The 14,695-nt window shown below is 66.3% G+C and carries 9 protein-coding genes; 7 read left to right on the top strand and 2 right to left on the bottom strand.

The features are described 5' to 3' along the window. Positions 1-79: 79 nt before the first annotated feature. The 5 genes from F1654_RS03410 to F1654_RS03390 are packed head-to-tail and all read left to right on the top strand — an operon-like array spanning position 80 to position 5,906. Positions 80-1,240, top strand: a complete 1,161-nt coding sequence (locus F1654_RS03410) for a fumarylacetoacetate hydrolase family protein (RefSeq protein WP_150022085.1) — start codon at positions 80-82, stop codon at positions 1,238-1,240. After that, on the top strand, positions 1,237-2,013 hold the full coding sequence (locus F1654_RS03405; RefSeq protein WP_150022084.1) for an SDR family NAD(P)-dependent oxidoreductase: 777 nt from the start codon (positions 1,237-1,239) through the stop codon (positions 2,011-2,013). The genes F1654_RS03410 and F1654_RS03405 overlap by 4 nt, the downstream gene beginning before the upstream one ends. Positions 2,014-2,070: 57 nt before the next feature. Then, entirely contained in the window at positions 2,071-3,579 is a 1,509-nt protein-coding gene (locus F1654_RS03400; protein ID WP_150022083.1) for a sugar porter family MFS transporter, read from the top strand. A 19-nt stretch (positions 3,580-3,598) separates the two neighbouring features. After that, on the top strand, positions 3,599-5,041 hold the full coding sequence (locus F1654_RS03395) for an aldehyde dehydrogenase family protein (RefSeq protein WP_150022082.1): 1,443 nt from the start codon (positions 3,599-3,601) through the stop codon (positions 5,039-5,041). A gap of 7 nt (positions 5,042-5,048) precedes the next feature. Beyond that, positions 5,049-5,906: an SMP-30/gluconolactonase/LRE family protein gene (locus F1654_RS03390; RefSeq protein WP_150022081.1), complete on the top strand. Its 858-nt coding sequence runs from the start codon at positions 5,049-5,051 to the stop codon at positions 5,904-5,906. Positions 5,907-6,274: 368 nt separating this feature from the next. On the opposite strand, the gene F1654_RS03385 is transcribed toward F1654_RS03390, so the two are convergent. Both F1654_RS03385 and F1654_RS03380 read right to left on the bottom strand, forming a co-directional pair. After that, positions 6,275-8,059: an IlvD/Edd family dehydratase gene (locus tag F1654_RS03385; RefSeq protein ID WP_150022080.1), complete on the bottom strand. Its 1,785-nt coding sequence runs from the start codon at positions 8,057-8,059 to the stop codon at positions 6,275-6,277. 170 nt (positions 8,060-8,229) lie between these two features. Next, a complete protein-coding gene (locus F1654_RS03380; RefSeq protein ID WP_150022079.1) occupies positions 8,230-9,012 on the bottom strand; it encodes a FadR/GntR family transcriptional regulator in 783 nt (260 codons plus the stop codon). 214 nt (positions 9,013-9,226) lie between these two features. Here F1654_RS03380 and F1654_RS03375 point away from each other — a divergent pair, with 214 nt between their 5' ends. Together F1654_RS03375 and F1654_RS03370 are read left to right on the top strand one after the other, a co-directional pair. Further along, positions 9,227-11,641 (top strand): glycoside hydrolase family 3 N-terminal domain-containing protein, encoded by a 2,415-nt coding sequence (locus F1654_RS03375; RefSeq protein WP_233205095.1) that lies wholly within the window; start codon positions 9,227-9,229, stop codon positions 11,639-11,641. Positions 11,642-11,679: 38 nt separating this feature from the next. Beyond that, positions 11,680-14,583: a glycosyl hydrolase 115 family protein gene (locus F1654_RS03370; RefSeq protein WP_150022078.1), complete on the top strand. Its 2,904-nt coding sequence runs from the start codon at positions 11,680-11,682 to the stop codon at positions 14,581-14,583. Positions 14,584-14,695: the final 112 nt, after the last annotated feature.

Genomic DNA, 14,695 nt, shown 5'->3' with positions numbered 1-14,695 from the left:
TTGGAGGATTAAGTAGCGATGTTAGCGCTAACAAACACAGTGCGCTTGCGGTTGAAGCCGACAGGAGCCGGGGGGAGGAATGACCCGACTGACCGACTGCCTTCCGGCGGATTGGCGATCCGCGACGCTGGCCGGGCGCATTGCGCTGCCTGAAGGCCCGGCGCCGGTGATGATCCGCAATGGCCGGGTCTATGACATGTCCGCCATAGCGCCCACCTCTGCGGACTTGCTGGCGCAGCTGGACCGGACCGGCGTGTCCGGCGGGCGTGATCTGGGCGCGGCGGAAGCCCTGAACATCGCGACAGTCTGGGGCGAGGATGCGCCCGGCGCCCTGACATTGCTCGCGCCGGTGGACTTGCAGACGGTCAAGGCTGCTGGCGTCACCTTCGCGGTCTCCACCATCGAGCGTGTGATCGAGGAACGCGCGGGCGGCGATCTGGCCCGGGCGCGCGATATCCGTGACACGCTCCAGACTCGCATGGGCGGCGATCTGGCCTCGGTCAAGCCGGGCTCCGAGAAAGCGGCGCGGCTGAAGGCGGCGCTGATCGCCGACGGGCTGTGGTCCCAGTATCTCGAAGTCGCTATCGGCCCGGACGCGGAGGTCTTCACCAAATGCCCGGTCCTGGCCTCCGTGGGCCATGGCGGCCATGTGGGCGTGCGATCTGATTCCCAATGGAATAATCCCGAGCCGGAAATCGTCATGGTGTGCAATCCCGAAGGCGAAGCCGTGGGCGCCATGCTGGGCAATGACGTCAATCTGCGCGATTTCGAGGGCCGCTCGGCCCTGCTTCTGGGCAAGGCCAAGGATAATAACGCGTCGTGCGCGCTGGGCCCGTTCATCCGTCTGTTTGATGACGGCTTCACCCTGGATGACGTGCGCTCGGCCACGGTCGCGCTGCGGGTGGAGGGCGAGGACGGGTTTGTGCTCACCGGCGAAAGCTCCATGCGCCTGATCAGCCGCGATCCGCTGGACCTGATCGGCCAGACCTTTGGCGAACACCATCAATATCCTGACGGGATGGCGCTGTTCCTGGGCACCATGTTCGCCCCGATCGAGGACCGGGATGCGCCCGGACGCGGCTTCACCCACAAGCGCGGCGATCGTGTCAGGGTCAGCTCCGAGCGTCTTGGCGTTCTGGAAAATCTGGTGGAGCATTGCGACAATGCGCCCCCCTGGACGTTCGGCATTTCCGCGCTGATGCGCAATCTCGCCGCCCGCGGGCTTCTGGAGGCCACATGATTGCGAAGGTCAACGGCAATGCGGCGGTCTATCCCTCGCTGAAGGGACGGGTCGTGGTCGTGACCGGCGGCGGTTCGGGCATTGGCGCGGCGCTGACCGAGGCTTTCGCCCGCCAGGGCGCGCGCGTGGCGTTCATCGACGTGGCCGAAGAGGCTTCGCGGGCGCTGGACCAGTCCCTGTCCGGACTGGACCCGGCGCCGGCCTATTATCATTGCGACATCACCGACACCGCCGCGCTCAAGGCCGTGCTGGCGCGCATCGCCCGCGAGGCCGGGCCGGTCGATGTGCTGGTCAATAACGCGGCCAATGACGACCGCCACCGGGTCGAGGATGTGACGCCCGAATACTGGGACAACCGCATCGCCATCAATCTGCGCCACCAGTTCTTCGCCAGCCAGGCTGTCGCTGAAGGCATGCGCGCGCGCGGCCAGGGCGTGATCGTCAATCTGGGCTCCATATCCTGGCGCCTGGGCCTGCCGGAGCTGTCGGTCTACGAGACCGCCAAGGCGGGCGTGGAGGGCATGACCCGGGCCATGGCGCGCGAGCTGGGCGAGCATGGCGTGCGCGTGGTCTGCATCGTGCCGGGCAATGTGAAGACGCCGCGCCAGGCCCAGTGGTACACCGCCGGTGAAGAGGCGCGCATCGTCGAGCAGCAGGCGCTGAAATTCCGTATCGAACCGGGCGATATCGCCGCGGTGGCGCTGTTTCTGGCGTCTGATGATGCGCGCGCGTGCACCGGACATGAATTCATGGTCGACGCCGGCTGGGGCTAGAACCTGGACGGCAAGAACACCAGGCCCGCAAAGAGGCCTTCAGGGGAGGACTAAGACATGGCCAATCTCTCGGCTCCGGGAGCGGCCGGTTCGGCGGACGCTGAACAGGCCAATATGGGCTTCATCATCACCACCGCTCTGGTGGCCACCATCGGGGGCTTCCTGTTCGGGTATGACAGCGGGGTGATCAACGGCACGGTGGACGGGCTGAGGGGCGCGTTCGGCTCGGAGGATATCGGCACCGGGTTCAATGTCGCCTCCATGCTGCTGGGCTGCGCCATCGGCGCGGCGTTCGCGGGCCGGGCCGCCGATATTTTCGGCCGGCGCACCATGATGATCGTGGCGGCTGTGTTCTTCGTGATCAGCGCCTGGGGCTCGGGCGTCGCCAACAGCTCGGGCGAGTTCATCGTCTTCCGCATTCTGGGCGGCCTGGCGGTGGGCGCGGCCAGCGTCATGGCGCCGGCCTATATCTCCGAGATCGCCCCGGCGCGCATGCGCGGGCGTCTGACCACCATCCAGCAGATCGCCATCATTTCCGGCCTGTTCTTCTCCTTCCTGGCCAATTACCTGCTGGCCAACGCCGCAGGCGGATCCACGGCGGAGTTCTGGCTGGGCTTCCAGACCTGGCGCTGGATGTTCTGGGTCGAGCTGATCCCGGCCATCATTTTCTTCATCGCCCTGTTCCGCATTCCTGAAAGCCCGCGCTTTCTGGTCATCAAGGGCAAGACCGATCAGGCCGAGGCGGTGCTGACCCGCCTGTTCGGCGCTGAAGCGGCGAAGATGAAGGTGGAGGAAATCCGCGCCTCTCTGGCGTCCGATCACAAGCCCAAACTCTCCGACCTTCTGGACCGCGAGAAGGGCGGCGTGCGCCTGATCGTGTGGGCGGGCATCGGGCTGGCGGTGTTCCAGCAGCTCGTGGGCATCAATGTGGTCTTCTATTACGGCGCGGTGCTCTGGCAGTCGGTGGGCCTGAGCGAGGGCGATGCGCTGATGATCAATGTGGTCTCGGGCGCCCTGTCCATCGCCGCGGTGATCGCCGGCCTGATGGTCATCGACAAGGTGGGCCGCAAGCCCATGCTGCTGATCGGCTCGTTCGGCATGGCGGTGACGCTGGGCCTGGTCGCCTATGCCTTCTCCACCGGGACATTCCTGGCGGCGGGCACAGTGCTGGAGCCGGGCACGGTGCTGGCCAGCGGCACAGCCTATCCCGAAGGCGCGGTGCTGAGCTCCAGCGTGCTCGACCTGCGCCCGTCCATGGGCTTGCTGGCTCTGGTGGCGGCCAATGTCTATGTGATGTTCTTCAACTTCTCCTGGGGCCCGGTGATGTGGGTGATGCTCGGCGAGATGTTCCCCAACCAGATCCGCGGCTCAGGGCTCGCCGTCTCCGGCTTCGCCCAGTGGATCGCCAATTTTGCGATCACGATGAGCTTCCCCATCATGGCGGCCGGGCTCGGGCTGATGGCCGCTTACAGCTTCTACGCCACGTGCGCCCTGATCTCCTTCTTCTTCGTCCTGGTGATCGTGCGCGAGACACGCGGCAAGGAACTCGAACAGATGACCGGCTGATACGAAAGGACCTCACGCCATGGCCGCCACACTCGAACTGTCGCACTGGATCGGGGGCCGCAGGCAGGGCGATGACCGCCCGGCTGAAAGCCTGAACCCGTCGGACACGCGCGATGTGGTGGCCCGCACGCCGGACGGGACGGCGGAGGATGTGGACGCCGCCGTCTCCGCCGCCCGCGCCGCCTTCCCGGCCTGGTCCGAAGCCTCGCCGGAAGTGCGTTCGGACGTGCTGGACAAGGCCGGTTCGCTACTGATGGCGCGGGCCCAGGAGGTGGGGCGATTGCTCTCTCGCGAGGAGGGCAAGACCCTGCCCGAGGGCATTGGCGAGACCATGCGCGCGGCGCGCATCCTGAAATACTTCGCTGGCGAAGCGCTGCGCCTGCACGGCCAGAATTTGGCCTCCACCCGGCCCGGCGTGGAGGTGCAGACCTACCGTCAGGCGGTGGGGGTGTATGGCCTGATCACGCCGTGGAATTTCCCCATCGCGATTCCCGCCTGGAAGGCCGCGCCGGCGCTGGCGTTCGGCAATACGGTGGTGCTCAAACCCGCCGGACATACCCCGGCCACCGCCGAGGCGCTGGTGGCGATCCTGCACGAGGCGGGCCTGCCTGATGGCGTCCTGAACATGGTGATCGGGCGCGGCCGGGTCGGCCAGGCGATGGTCGACCACCCGGACGTGGACGGCATTTCCTTCACCGGCTCGCAGAAAGTGGGCGCGGGCGTGGCGGCCGGCGCGGTGGCGCGTCAGGCGCGCGTGCAGCTGGAGATGGGCGGCAAGAACCCGCTGGTGGTGCTCAATGACGCCGATCTGGAGCGGGCGGTGACGATTGCGCTCGATGGCGCCTTCTTCTCCACCGGCCAGCGCTGCACGGCCTCGTCCCGGCTGATCGTGGAGGAGGGCATTCACGACACATTCGTCGCCGCCCTGGCCGAGCGCGTGAAGGCGCTGCGCGTGGGCGATGCGCTGGACAAGGACACGCAGGTGGGACCGGCGGTCAGCGAAGACCAGCGCGAGACCAGCTATCGCTATATCGAGATCGCCGCCAAGGAAGGCGGTTCGATTGCGGCCGGCGGCGAGCGCCCGCAGCTGGAAAAGCCGGGCTGGTATGTCCAGCCCACGCTTGTGACCGAAACCCGGGCCTCCATGCGCATCAATAATGAAGAGGTGTTCGGGCCCGTCGCCTCGGTGATCCGGGTGAAGGATTACGAAGAGGCGCTTCACACCGCCAATGGCGTGGAGTTCGGCCTGTCGGCGGGCATCGCCACCACATCGCTCAAGCATGCCCGCGACTTCCAGCGCCGGGCGAAAGCGGGCATGGTGATGGTCAATCTGCCCACAGCGGGCGTGGACTATCATGTGCCGTTCGGAGGCATCAAATCCTCCTCCTACGGCCCCAGGGAGCAGGGCTTCGCCGCAGCCGAGTTCTTCACCCAGGTGAAGACCGCCTATAGCTGGTCCTGAAGATGAGATGAGCGCGCCGGAACTGTTGTGGGACTGCCAATGCGAGCTGGGTGAAGGCCCGGTCTGGGATGCGGCGCGGCGCTGCGTCTGGTTCGTCGACATCAAGGGCCGGCGCCTGCACCGCTATGGCGTGGATGACGGTTCCCGCCAGTCCTGGACCACGCCCGACCAGACCGGCTTCGCCCTGCCGGCCAGCGATGGCGCGCTGGTGTGCGGGGTGCGCGGCGGGCTCTACCGCTTTGATCCGGATAAGGGCGATTTTGAACGCTTGTGCGAGGTGGAGGCCGGCCGCCCGCAAAACCGCATCAATGACGGATTCGCCGCGCCCGACGGCGCGCTCTGGTTCGGCACCATGGATGACAGCGAGCAGCAAAAGACCGGCGCGCTCTATCGCTGGGCCGGGGGCGAGCTGAGCCTGATGGATGACGGCTATGGCGTCACCAATGGCCCGGCCCTGAGCCCGGACGGGGCGACGCTCTATCATCACGACACGCTGGACAAGACCATCTACGCTTTCGATCACGCAGAGGGGCGCATCTCGAACAAGCGCGTGTTTGCGGTGACCCATGAAGGCTATGCCGACGGGCCCAGCGTGGACAGCGCAGGCGTGTTGCATGTGGGCCTGTTCGGCGGCTGGGGCGTGGCGCGCTTTGCGCCGGACGGGCGGGAACTGGACAAGATCGCCTTCCCGGTCTCGGCGATCACCAAGGCCGCCTTCGGCGATGATGATCTCAAGACCCTCTACTGCACCACGGCCTGGCTCGGTCAGGACGCCGCTGCGCGCAAGGCCCAGCCCCTGGCGGGCGGATTGTTCAAACTGCGTGTCGAGACGCCGGGCCTGCCCCAGAACCTGATCGCGCTTTAGGCAAGCGCTGCGCGCCCCGCCAGGCTTGCCTGCGGGCGTATGGAAGGGGTGCGGACGGCCCCTGAGGGCCGGATGGCGTTGGCGTGGTGGTGTGGCTTGGCCTTGAAGGGCCGTCCGCACGCGCGGGTGATGTCCGTATTCCCGTAACCCCATTAAGCCCCGGACGGGGCGGTGAAGGGCGCGCCATCGGTGAGGACCGGCCGCCAGACACCAGGAGCGGGGGGACAATGATCCCCGCGCCGGTCTGACATGAGCGCGCCGCGAACATGCCCTTCCATCAGACCGGCAAGGCCCATCATAAGGCAGGCGGAAGACAGGGGGATAAGCGGCGCGTCACCGGCGCCCCCGTGCCGGCTCTGGCGCCGGCTTCAGTGATTGTCGCGGGGCGTGCCGAAGCGGTCGATGATGCGGTAGTATTTCACCGCCGGTTCCAGCACCGCGCCGGTGTCCAGCTGGCCGGTCAGGCCGCGCTGGACTTCCTGCCAGGGGGTCTGGGAGGGCGGATAGGCATAGCCCCCGGCCGCCTCCAGCGCCTGGCGGCGCGTGGCGATCTCGTCATCGCTGACCAGCCAGTCCACCCGCGCCGCCTCCAGATCCACACGCAGCCGGTCGCCGGTCTTCAGGAGCGCGATATTGCCGCCTGCGGCGGCTTCCGGGCTGATGTGCAGGATGGAGGCCGAGCCGGATGTGCCCGACTGGCGCCCGTCGCCCAGGCAGGGCAGGGCCTTGATCCCGTCCTTTATGAGCCGGGCGGGGGGGCGCATATTGACCACTTCGGCCGAGCCGGGATGGCCGATCGTGCCCGAGCCGCGCATCACCAGAATGGACTGCGCCGTGATGGGTTCGGCCGGGTCGTCAATGCGCTTGTGATAATCCTCCGGCCCGTCAAACACCACCGCCACGCCCTCGAAGGCGTTGGGCGATTGCGGATCGGACAGATAGCGCTGGCGGAAGTCGGCCGAGATCACGCTGGTCTTCATGATCGCGCTGTCGAACAGATTGCTGGTGAGCACCAGAAACCCGGCCTTGTGCGCCAGCGGCGCGTCAAACGTGCGGATGACGTCGGGCAGGATGATTTCGGCGTTCCGGCAGTTCTCGCCAATCGTGCGCCCGTTGACGGTGCGGGCGTCCTCGGCGATCAGGCCCTGGCCCATGAGCTGGGCGATGACGGCGGGCACGCCTCCGGCCTGATGGAAATCCTCGCCCAGATAGGTCCCCGCCGGCTGGAGATTGACCAGCAGCGGGATGTCGTGGCCATGGCTCTGCCAGTCGGTCAGATCCAGCTCCACCTGGGCGTGGCGCGCCAGCGCCATCAGGTGCACCACCGCATTGGTCGAGCCGCCTATGGCCGAGCTGACCGCGATGGCGTTCAGGAAGGAGTCGCGCGTCAGAATGTCCGACGGTTTGAGGTCTTCATGGACCATGTCCACGATGCGCTTGCCTGTGGCGTAGGCCATTTGCGGGCGCTCGCGGTAGGGCGCAGGGATGGCGGCGCTGCCGGGCAGGCTCATGCCGAGCGCCTCGGTCAGCGAGTTCATGGTGGTGGCCGTGCCCATGGTGTTGCAATAGCCCACCGAAGGCGCGCTGGTGGCCGCCAGCTCGATAAAGCCCTCATAGTCGATCTCGCCGGCCGCCATCATCTGGCGCGCCTGCCACACGATGGAGCCCGAGCCCACGCGCTGGCCCTTGTGCCAGCCATTGAGCATGGGCCCGACGGACAGCGCGATGGCGGGAATGTCCACGGTGGAGGCCGCCATCAGACAGGCGGGCGTGGTCTTGTCGCAGCCAATGGTCAGCACCACGCCGTCAATGGGATAGCCGTAGAGCAGCTCGACCAGACCCATATACGCCAGATTGCGGTCCAGTGCGGCGGTGGGGCGCTTGCCGTTCTCGTGGATAGGGTGGACGGGAAATTCAATCGCGATCCCGCCCGCCTCGCGAATGCCTTCGCGCACGCGCTGGGCCAGGGTGATGTGGTGGCGGTTGCATGGCGCCAGGTCCGAGCCGGTCTGGGCGATGCCGATAATCGGCTTGCCCGAGCGCAGCTCGTCCAGGGTCAGGCCGTAATTGAGATACCGTTCCAGCGACAGGGCGGTCAGGTCAGGATTGTCAGGGTTGTCGAGCCAGGCGCGCGACCGCAAACGTCGGGTCATAATCTTATGCCTTGTCATATTATTCGCGCGGGCAGGGCCGGTCAGGTCCGGGCAGCGCGACAGTTGGACTTTGACGATCAAGCGCCATTAGTCCGACAAATAAAGCTGAATCCCGGACCCCGCAAGCGCTCTTTGGGCGCTTCGCCCGCTTCGTGTCCATCACGATCGCGTCAGGCGGCGCCGGGGCGTTTGCCTTGCCGCGCGGGGGCCGCACGCTTGAGCGCGCGGGACGTGTCCCTGAGCGCGCCGCGCACCAGCACTTCCATGGCGGCGCGTGCTTCTTCGGGGCCGCCAGCGGCGATGGCGTCGAAGACTTTCCAGTGCTGGGGCATGGGATCGGCGGGCAGCTCGTCCTTGCGGGCCTTGTAGACGGTGGTCCAGTGGACGCCTGCGCCGATGGTGCTGGCCAGGCACAGCAAGGGCGGATTGCCGGTGGCCTCGAGAATGATGGCGTGAAATTCCCGGTCCGCATCACGCCCGGCCGCCGTGGTTACGGTGTGGCGCTCCATGCGCATCAGGGCCTCGCGCATGCGTGTGAGATGCCGGGAATCGCGCCGTTCGGCGGCCAGCGCCGCGGCGGCGGGCTCCACGATCAGGCGCAGCTCGAACAGGCCCTCGACCAGCTTGGGCAGGGGCTCGGCTTCAAAGAACCAGGCCAGCACATCCGGGTCGAGCAGATTCCAGCGGTATTGTTCGGCGATGCGCGTGCCGGTCTTGGGACGGCTTTCCACCAGCCCCTTGGCGGCCAGGGTGCGCACCGCCTCGCGATAGGCGCTGCGCGAGACCTTGAGCTGTTCGCTGAATTCGATCTCGGTGGGCAAAGTCTCGCCCGGCTTGTAGCGCCCCGAGACGATGGCCACACCCAGATCATGCGCAATCGTGCCATGAATGCGCGTCAGGGGGCGTTCTGCAGGGGCCATCGCAGCCAGGACATCGCGGCGCCGGGCAGCCATCGGTCTCGCTCCGGTTAAGGGGCGCCGCAGGACAGACGGCGCTTATCAGACATATCAACACTCAGTACCCAGATAAACTGAAGCGCGGGGAGTGTCCACTTGGCGCGAATAATCAGACAAATTCATTGACCGCCTTCCCGCCGCCGAACTAGGGTGTGGTAGCGCTATCATATCTGGCCGCTCAATGAGCCGGATCACAGGGGAGGGACTGACAATGAGCGTCGTTGAATTACGCAGACCAATGCGGGGCTGGCTGGCCGCGCTTGCTGCAGCGGGTCTGGCCATGTCGGGCGGGGCGATCGCCCATGCGGCGGTTGAGCCTGGCGAAGATGCGATCTATCGCGACGCCTCCCAGCCGGTCGAGGTTCGTGTTGAAGACCTGCTTTCACACATGACGCTGGAGGAGAAGGTCGCCCAGATGATCGGCATCTGGCTGTCCAAGGGCGATATCGAGACGCCCGATGGCGATTTCGATCCTGAACTGGCCTCGCAGAATTATCCGCACGGGATCGGCCAGATTTCCCGCCCCTCCGATTTCCGCGGCGCCGATCCGGACAATGTGGCCGCAGGCGCGAATGAAGGCGCGGTCAACCGCACCGAGCGCCAGACCGCCGAATACATCAACGCCGCCCAGCGCTGGGCCATCGAGAATACGCGGCTTGGCATCCCGGTCATGTTCCATGAAGAAGCGCTGCACGGCTATGTGGCGCGCGGTTCGACCAGCTTCCCGCAATCGATTGCGCTGGCCAGCACCTGGGACCGTGATCTGGTGGAGCGCGTGTTCACCACGACCGCCAGCGAGGTGCGCGCACGCGGCGCGCGCCTGGTTCTGTCTCCGGTGGTCGATGTGGCGCGCGATCCGCGCTGGGGCCGCATCGAGGAGACCTATGGGGAAGACCCCTATCTGGTCACCGAGATCGGTCTGGCCGCCATTCGCGGTTTCCAGGGCGAGACATTGCCGCTGGAGCCCGAGCGGGTGTTTGTGACGCTCAAGCACATGACCGGCCATGGCGAGCCGGAATCGGGCATCAATATCGGCCCGGCCAATATCTCCGAGCGCACGCTGCGCGAGGTGTTCTTCCCGCCCTTCGAGGCGGCGATCACCCAGCTGCCTGTGATGTCGGTGATGGCCTCCTATAACGAGATTGACGGCCTGCCCAGCCACGCCAATCGCTGGCTGCTCAATGACGTCTTGCGCGAGGAATGGGGCTTTGATGGCGTGATCGTCAGTGACTATTTCGCGATCCGAGAGATCATCACCCGCCACCAGATGCTCGACGATATCGATGACGCCGTGGTGCGGGCTATGGACGCGACGGTGGATATCGAACTGCCCGACCCGGACGGCTATCCCCATCTTGTGCGCCTGGTGCGCGAAGGCCGGGTGTCTGAAGAGGCGGTCGACGCCGCCGTGCGCCGCCTGCTGACCATGAAATTCCTGGCCGGCCTTTTTGATGATCCGTATGTGGACGAAGACGCCGCGGAAGGCCTGACGGCCACGCCGGAGGCCATTGCGCTGGCGCGCGAGGCGGCCCAGCGGGCCATGGTGCTTCTGTCCAATAACGGAACCCTGCCGCTCGACCCGGCCCGCACCGGCACGCTGGCCGTGCTGGGCACCCATGCAGTGGATACCCCGCTGGGCGGCTATAGCGACATTCCCCGCCATGTGGTCAGCGTGCTGGAGGGCATGGAGAACGCCGCTGAGCAGCATGGCAATTTCAATGTCATCTATTCCGAAGGCGTGCGCCTGACCGAAAGCCGCGAATGGGCCGCCGATGACGTTGATCCGGTGCCGGCCGAGGTCAATGAACGCCTGATCGCCGAGGCCGTGGAAGCGGCGCGCGATGCGGACGTCATCCTCATGGTGCTGGGCGAGAACGAGCAGCTCAGCCGCGAGGCCTGGGCCGAATACCATCTGGGCGACCGCCCCACGCTGGAGCTGTTCGGCCAGCAGATGGATCTGGCCCGCGAAATCTTCGCGCTGGGCAAGCCCACCGTGGTCCTTTTGCTCAATGGCCGCCCGCTGGCGATCCAGGAGCTTCTGGAGAACGCCGATGCGGTGATTGAGGGCTGGTATCTGGGTCAGGAGACCGGCAATGCGGTGGCCGACGTGGTGTTCGGCGCGGTCAATCCGGGCGGCAAGCTGCCGGTCAGCTTCGCACGCTCGGCGGGCCATCTGCCGGTCTTCTATAATCACAAGCCGACCGCGCGCCGCGGCTATCTGCTGGACGATGTCAGCCCGCTCTTCCCGTTCGGCTTTGGCCTGTCCTACACCACATTCGACATCTCCGAACCGCGCCTGCAGCGCGCTTCCATCCGCGTGGGCGAGACGGCGGTCGTGGAGGTCGACGTGCGCAATACCGGCGACCGGCTCGGCGACGAGGTGGTCCAGCTCTATGTGCGCGACGATGTGGCCACGATCACCCGTCCTGTTCTCGAGCTGAAGGGCTTTGAGCGCGTCACACTGCGCCCTGGCGAGCGGCGCACCGTGCGCTTCGAGCTGGAGCCTGAGGCGCTGTCTCTGTGGAACCTTCAGATGGAGCGTGAGGTGGAGCCGGGGACCTTCACCATCTCGGCCGGACCGAACTCCGCCGAGCTGCGCTCCACCACCCTGACCGTGGTCGAGTAGAGGCCGCATCCCGAACCTGGCAGCAAGGACGCAACGCCATGAGCGCGAGCCATCTGAATCCATTCCCCTGGATCCTGCGGCTCCTGACGCTCATGGCGTTCGCCTGCCTGTCGGGACCGGCGGCGGCCCAGCATCCGGTCCGCGGGGAATGCGAAGGCCCCGCGGGCGTGTGCGCTGGGTCGCCGCCGGTTTCGGCCTTTGCCCTGATCGTCGCCGATGACCCCACCGTGGTGCTGACCGATCCGGGCGATTATCCCGGCCTGCTGCGCGCCGCCCAGGATCTGCGCAATGATCTCGACCGCATAGCGGGCGTCACGGCCGGAGCTGAAATCACCCATTTGCGGCGTGTGGACAGCCGGGGCATGGCGGTCATGGCCGGGGTGCTGGGCCGCAATCACGATATCGACCGGCTGGCGGCGGAGGGGCGTCTGGATGTCTCGGGCGTCGCGGGCGAATGGGAAGCCTATGTCCAGCAGGTGGTCGACAATCCCGCGCCGGGCATAGAGCGCGCCCTGGTGATCGCAGGCTCCGACATGCGCGGGGCGATCTTCGGCATTTACGACCTCTCCGAGCGCATGGGCGTCTCGCCCTGGCACTGGTGGGCCGATGTGCCGATAGAGCGGCGCAGCGATCTCTATGTCACCGAAGGGCGCCGGGCCGAGCGCCCGCATGTGCGCTACCGGGGCATTTTCCTCAATAACGAGAACCCGGCCCTGCTGGGCTGGGTCAACGAGACCTATGGCGGCTTCAATCACCGCTTCTATGGCGATGTGTTCGAGCTGATCTTGCGCCTGCGCGGCAATTATCTGTGGTCAGCCATGTGGGGCAAGGCGTTCTACGATGATGACGCCATGAACCCGGTCACCGCCGAGGCCATGGGCGTGGTGGTCGGCACCACCCATCACGAGCCCATGCTGCGCGCCCATATCGAGTGGGAGCGCTACGGGATGGGCGAATGGGATTACCGCGCCAATCAGGACAATCTCCAGCGCTTCTGGCGTGAGGGGCTAACCCGGCTGGCGCGCCACCAGACCCCGGTGGTGCTGGGCATGCGCGGCGATGGCGATGAAGCCATGAGCGACGAGACCGAGGTGGAGCTGCTGGAGCGCATCGTCGCCGACCAGCGCGCCATCATCGAGGAGGTGACCGGCCGCCCGGCACACGAAACGCCGCAAATGTGGGCGCTCTACAAGGAGGTGCAGGACTATTACGACGCCGGGATGAGCGTGCCTGATGACGTGATGATCCTGTTCGCCAACGACAACTGGGGCAATATCCGCCGCGTGCCGCAACCGGGCGAGACGCGCGAGGGCGGGTTCGGGATGTACTATCATTTCGACTATGTGGGCGGTCCGCGGAACTATAAATGGATCAACACCACCCAGATCGCGCGCACCTGGGAGCAGATGAATATCGCCGCCGCGTTCGGCGCCGATCAGCTCTGGCTGGTCAATGTCGGCGATCTCAAACCCATGGAACTGCCCATCAGCCACTTCCTGACCCAGGCCTGGAACCCGGCCGCCATGACGCAAGGCGTGATGGAGGGCTTTACGCGCGGCTGGGCCGCCCAGCAGTTTGGCGAACAGCACGCAGACGATATCGCCGCGCTGCTGACCGGCTATACGAACTATAATTCACGCCGCAAGCCGGAGATGGTCGGGCCGGATACGTATAGCCTGGTCAATTTCGGCGAGGCGGACCGCATCCTGGCCGAATGGGATGCGCTGGCTGAGCTGGCCAATGCGGTGCGCGAGCGCCTCGATCCGGCCTATGACGACGCTTTCGTCCAGCTGGTCTGGTATCCGGTGATCGCGGCGGGCAATCTCAATCGCCTGCATATCGAGACCGCGCGCAACCGGCTCTACGCCGCGCAGGGGCGCGCAGCGGCCAATGCCAGCGCGGATGCGGTGCGCGCCGCGTTCGAGCGCAGCCATGAGCTGGACCGCATCTATGAAGAGGATGTGGCGGACGGAAAATGGGTCCACATGATGGCCCAGACCCGCATCTCCTATACCTATTGGCAGCAGCCTGAAGAAGATGTGCTGCCTGATCTGGAGACTGTGAATCCGGTGCGCGGCGCGGTGCTGGGCGTGGCCGTCGAGGGCGATGAGCGGGCCTGGCCGGGCGCAGACGGCGCGCCGGCCTTGCCCGTCTTCTACCGTCATGGCCGCCAGACCCGCCATATCGATCTGTTCGACCGTGGAGGCAGTCCGGCCCGCTACACCCTCGCCGCCAGCGCGCCCTGGGTGCGCTTGTCCGACACGCAGGGGCGCGGTGATGGCCGGGTCGCGGTCTCCATCGACTGGGACGCGGCGCCCGAGGGCGAGGCCAGCGCGGTGATATCCGTCACCGGTCCGGACCGGAGCGTGATCGAGATCGCCGTCACGGCCGTGAACCCGGATATCGCGCCGTCTGAGGGCGCGTTTGTGGAGGCAGACGGCTTCATTGCCATGGAGGCCGCACACTTCGCCCGTGCGATGGACGGCGAGGGCGTGGCCTGGCGCACCGTGCCCGATCTCGGCCGCACGCTCTCATCGGTGACGCTCTTTCCGCCCACGGCTGAGGCCGTGACGCCGGGCGGAGAGTCCCCGCGCCTGGAATACGATCTCCACCTGCTGGAAGCCGGCGAGGTGGAGGTGCAGGTGACGCTTTCACCGACGCTGGATTTCAAGGCGCAAGGCGGCTTGCGCTACGCGATCTCCATCGGCGATGAGGCCCCGCAGATCATCAATATGCATCTCGATGAGTCCGAAGCGACATGGGAGCGCAATGTGGGCGACAACTCGGTCGTCCATACCAGCCGCCACACTGTGGAGGCCGGCCCGCAAGTCTTGCGCCTCTGGATGGTCGATACCGGTCCGGTCTTCCAGCGCATCGTGATCGCGCGCGATGACCTGCCGCAAACCTATCTCGGCCCGCCGCAGAGCTGGCGGGCGGAGTAGGGGGTGTAGGACGGGCGGCGTAGGGGTGTTGTTGGTTCCGCAGCCCATCCGGGCTGCGATGTTCCGCGAAAAGTCGCGGGCGGGCTTTGCCCTTGCGGCCCCTGACGGGGCC

The organism is Alkalicaulis satelles (assembly GCF_008630495.1).
Taxonomy (GTDB): Bacteria; Pseudomonadota; Alphaproteobacteria; order Caulobacterales; family Maricaulaceae; genus Oceanicaulis; species Oceanicaulis satelles.
This window is presented reverse-complemented; position numbering and strand designations above follow the sequence as displayed.

Bases quoted from the DNA above. Each gene is read 5' to 3' on its own strand.
- F1654_RS03410 (WP_150022085.1), top strand. From the start codon at position 80: ATGACCCGACTGACCGACTGCCTTCCGGCGGATTGGCGATCCGCGACG.
- F1654_RS03405 (WP_150022084.1), top strand. From the start codon at position 1,237: ATGATTGCGAAGGTCAACGGCAATGCGGCGGTCTATCCCTCGCTGAAG.
- F1654_RS03400 (WP_150022083.1), top strand. From the start codon at position 2,071: ATGGCCAATCTCTCGGCTCCGGGAGCGGCCGGTTCGGCGGACGCTGAA.
- F1654_RS03395 (WP_150022082.1), top strand. From the start codon at position 3,599: ATGGCCGCCACACTCGAACTGTCGCACTGGATCGGGGGCCGCAGGCAG.
- F1654_RS03390 (WP_150022081.1), top strand. From the start codon at position 5,049: ATGAGCGCGCCGGAACTGTTGTGGGACTGCCAATGCGAGCTGGGTGAA.
- F1654_RS03385 (WP_150022080.1), bottom strand. From the start codon at position 8,059: ATGACCCGACGTTTGCGGTCGCGCGCCTGGCTCGACAACCCTGACAAT.
- F1654_RS03380 (WP_150022079.1), bottom strand. From the start codon at position 9,012: ATGGCTGCCCGGCGCCGCGATGTCCTGGCTGCGATGGCCCCTGCAGAA.
- F1654_RS03375 (WP_233205095.1), top strand. From the start codon at position 9,227: ATGAGCGTCGTTGAATTACGCAGACCAATGCGGGGCTGGCTGGCCGCG.
- F1654_RS03370 (WP_150022078.1), top strand. From the start codon at position 11,680: ATGAGCGCGAGCCATCTGAATCCATTCCCCTGGATCCTGCGGCTCCTG.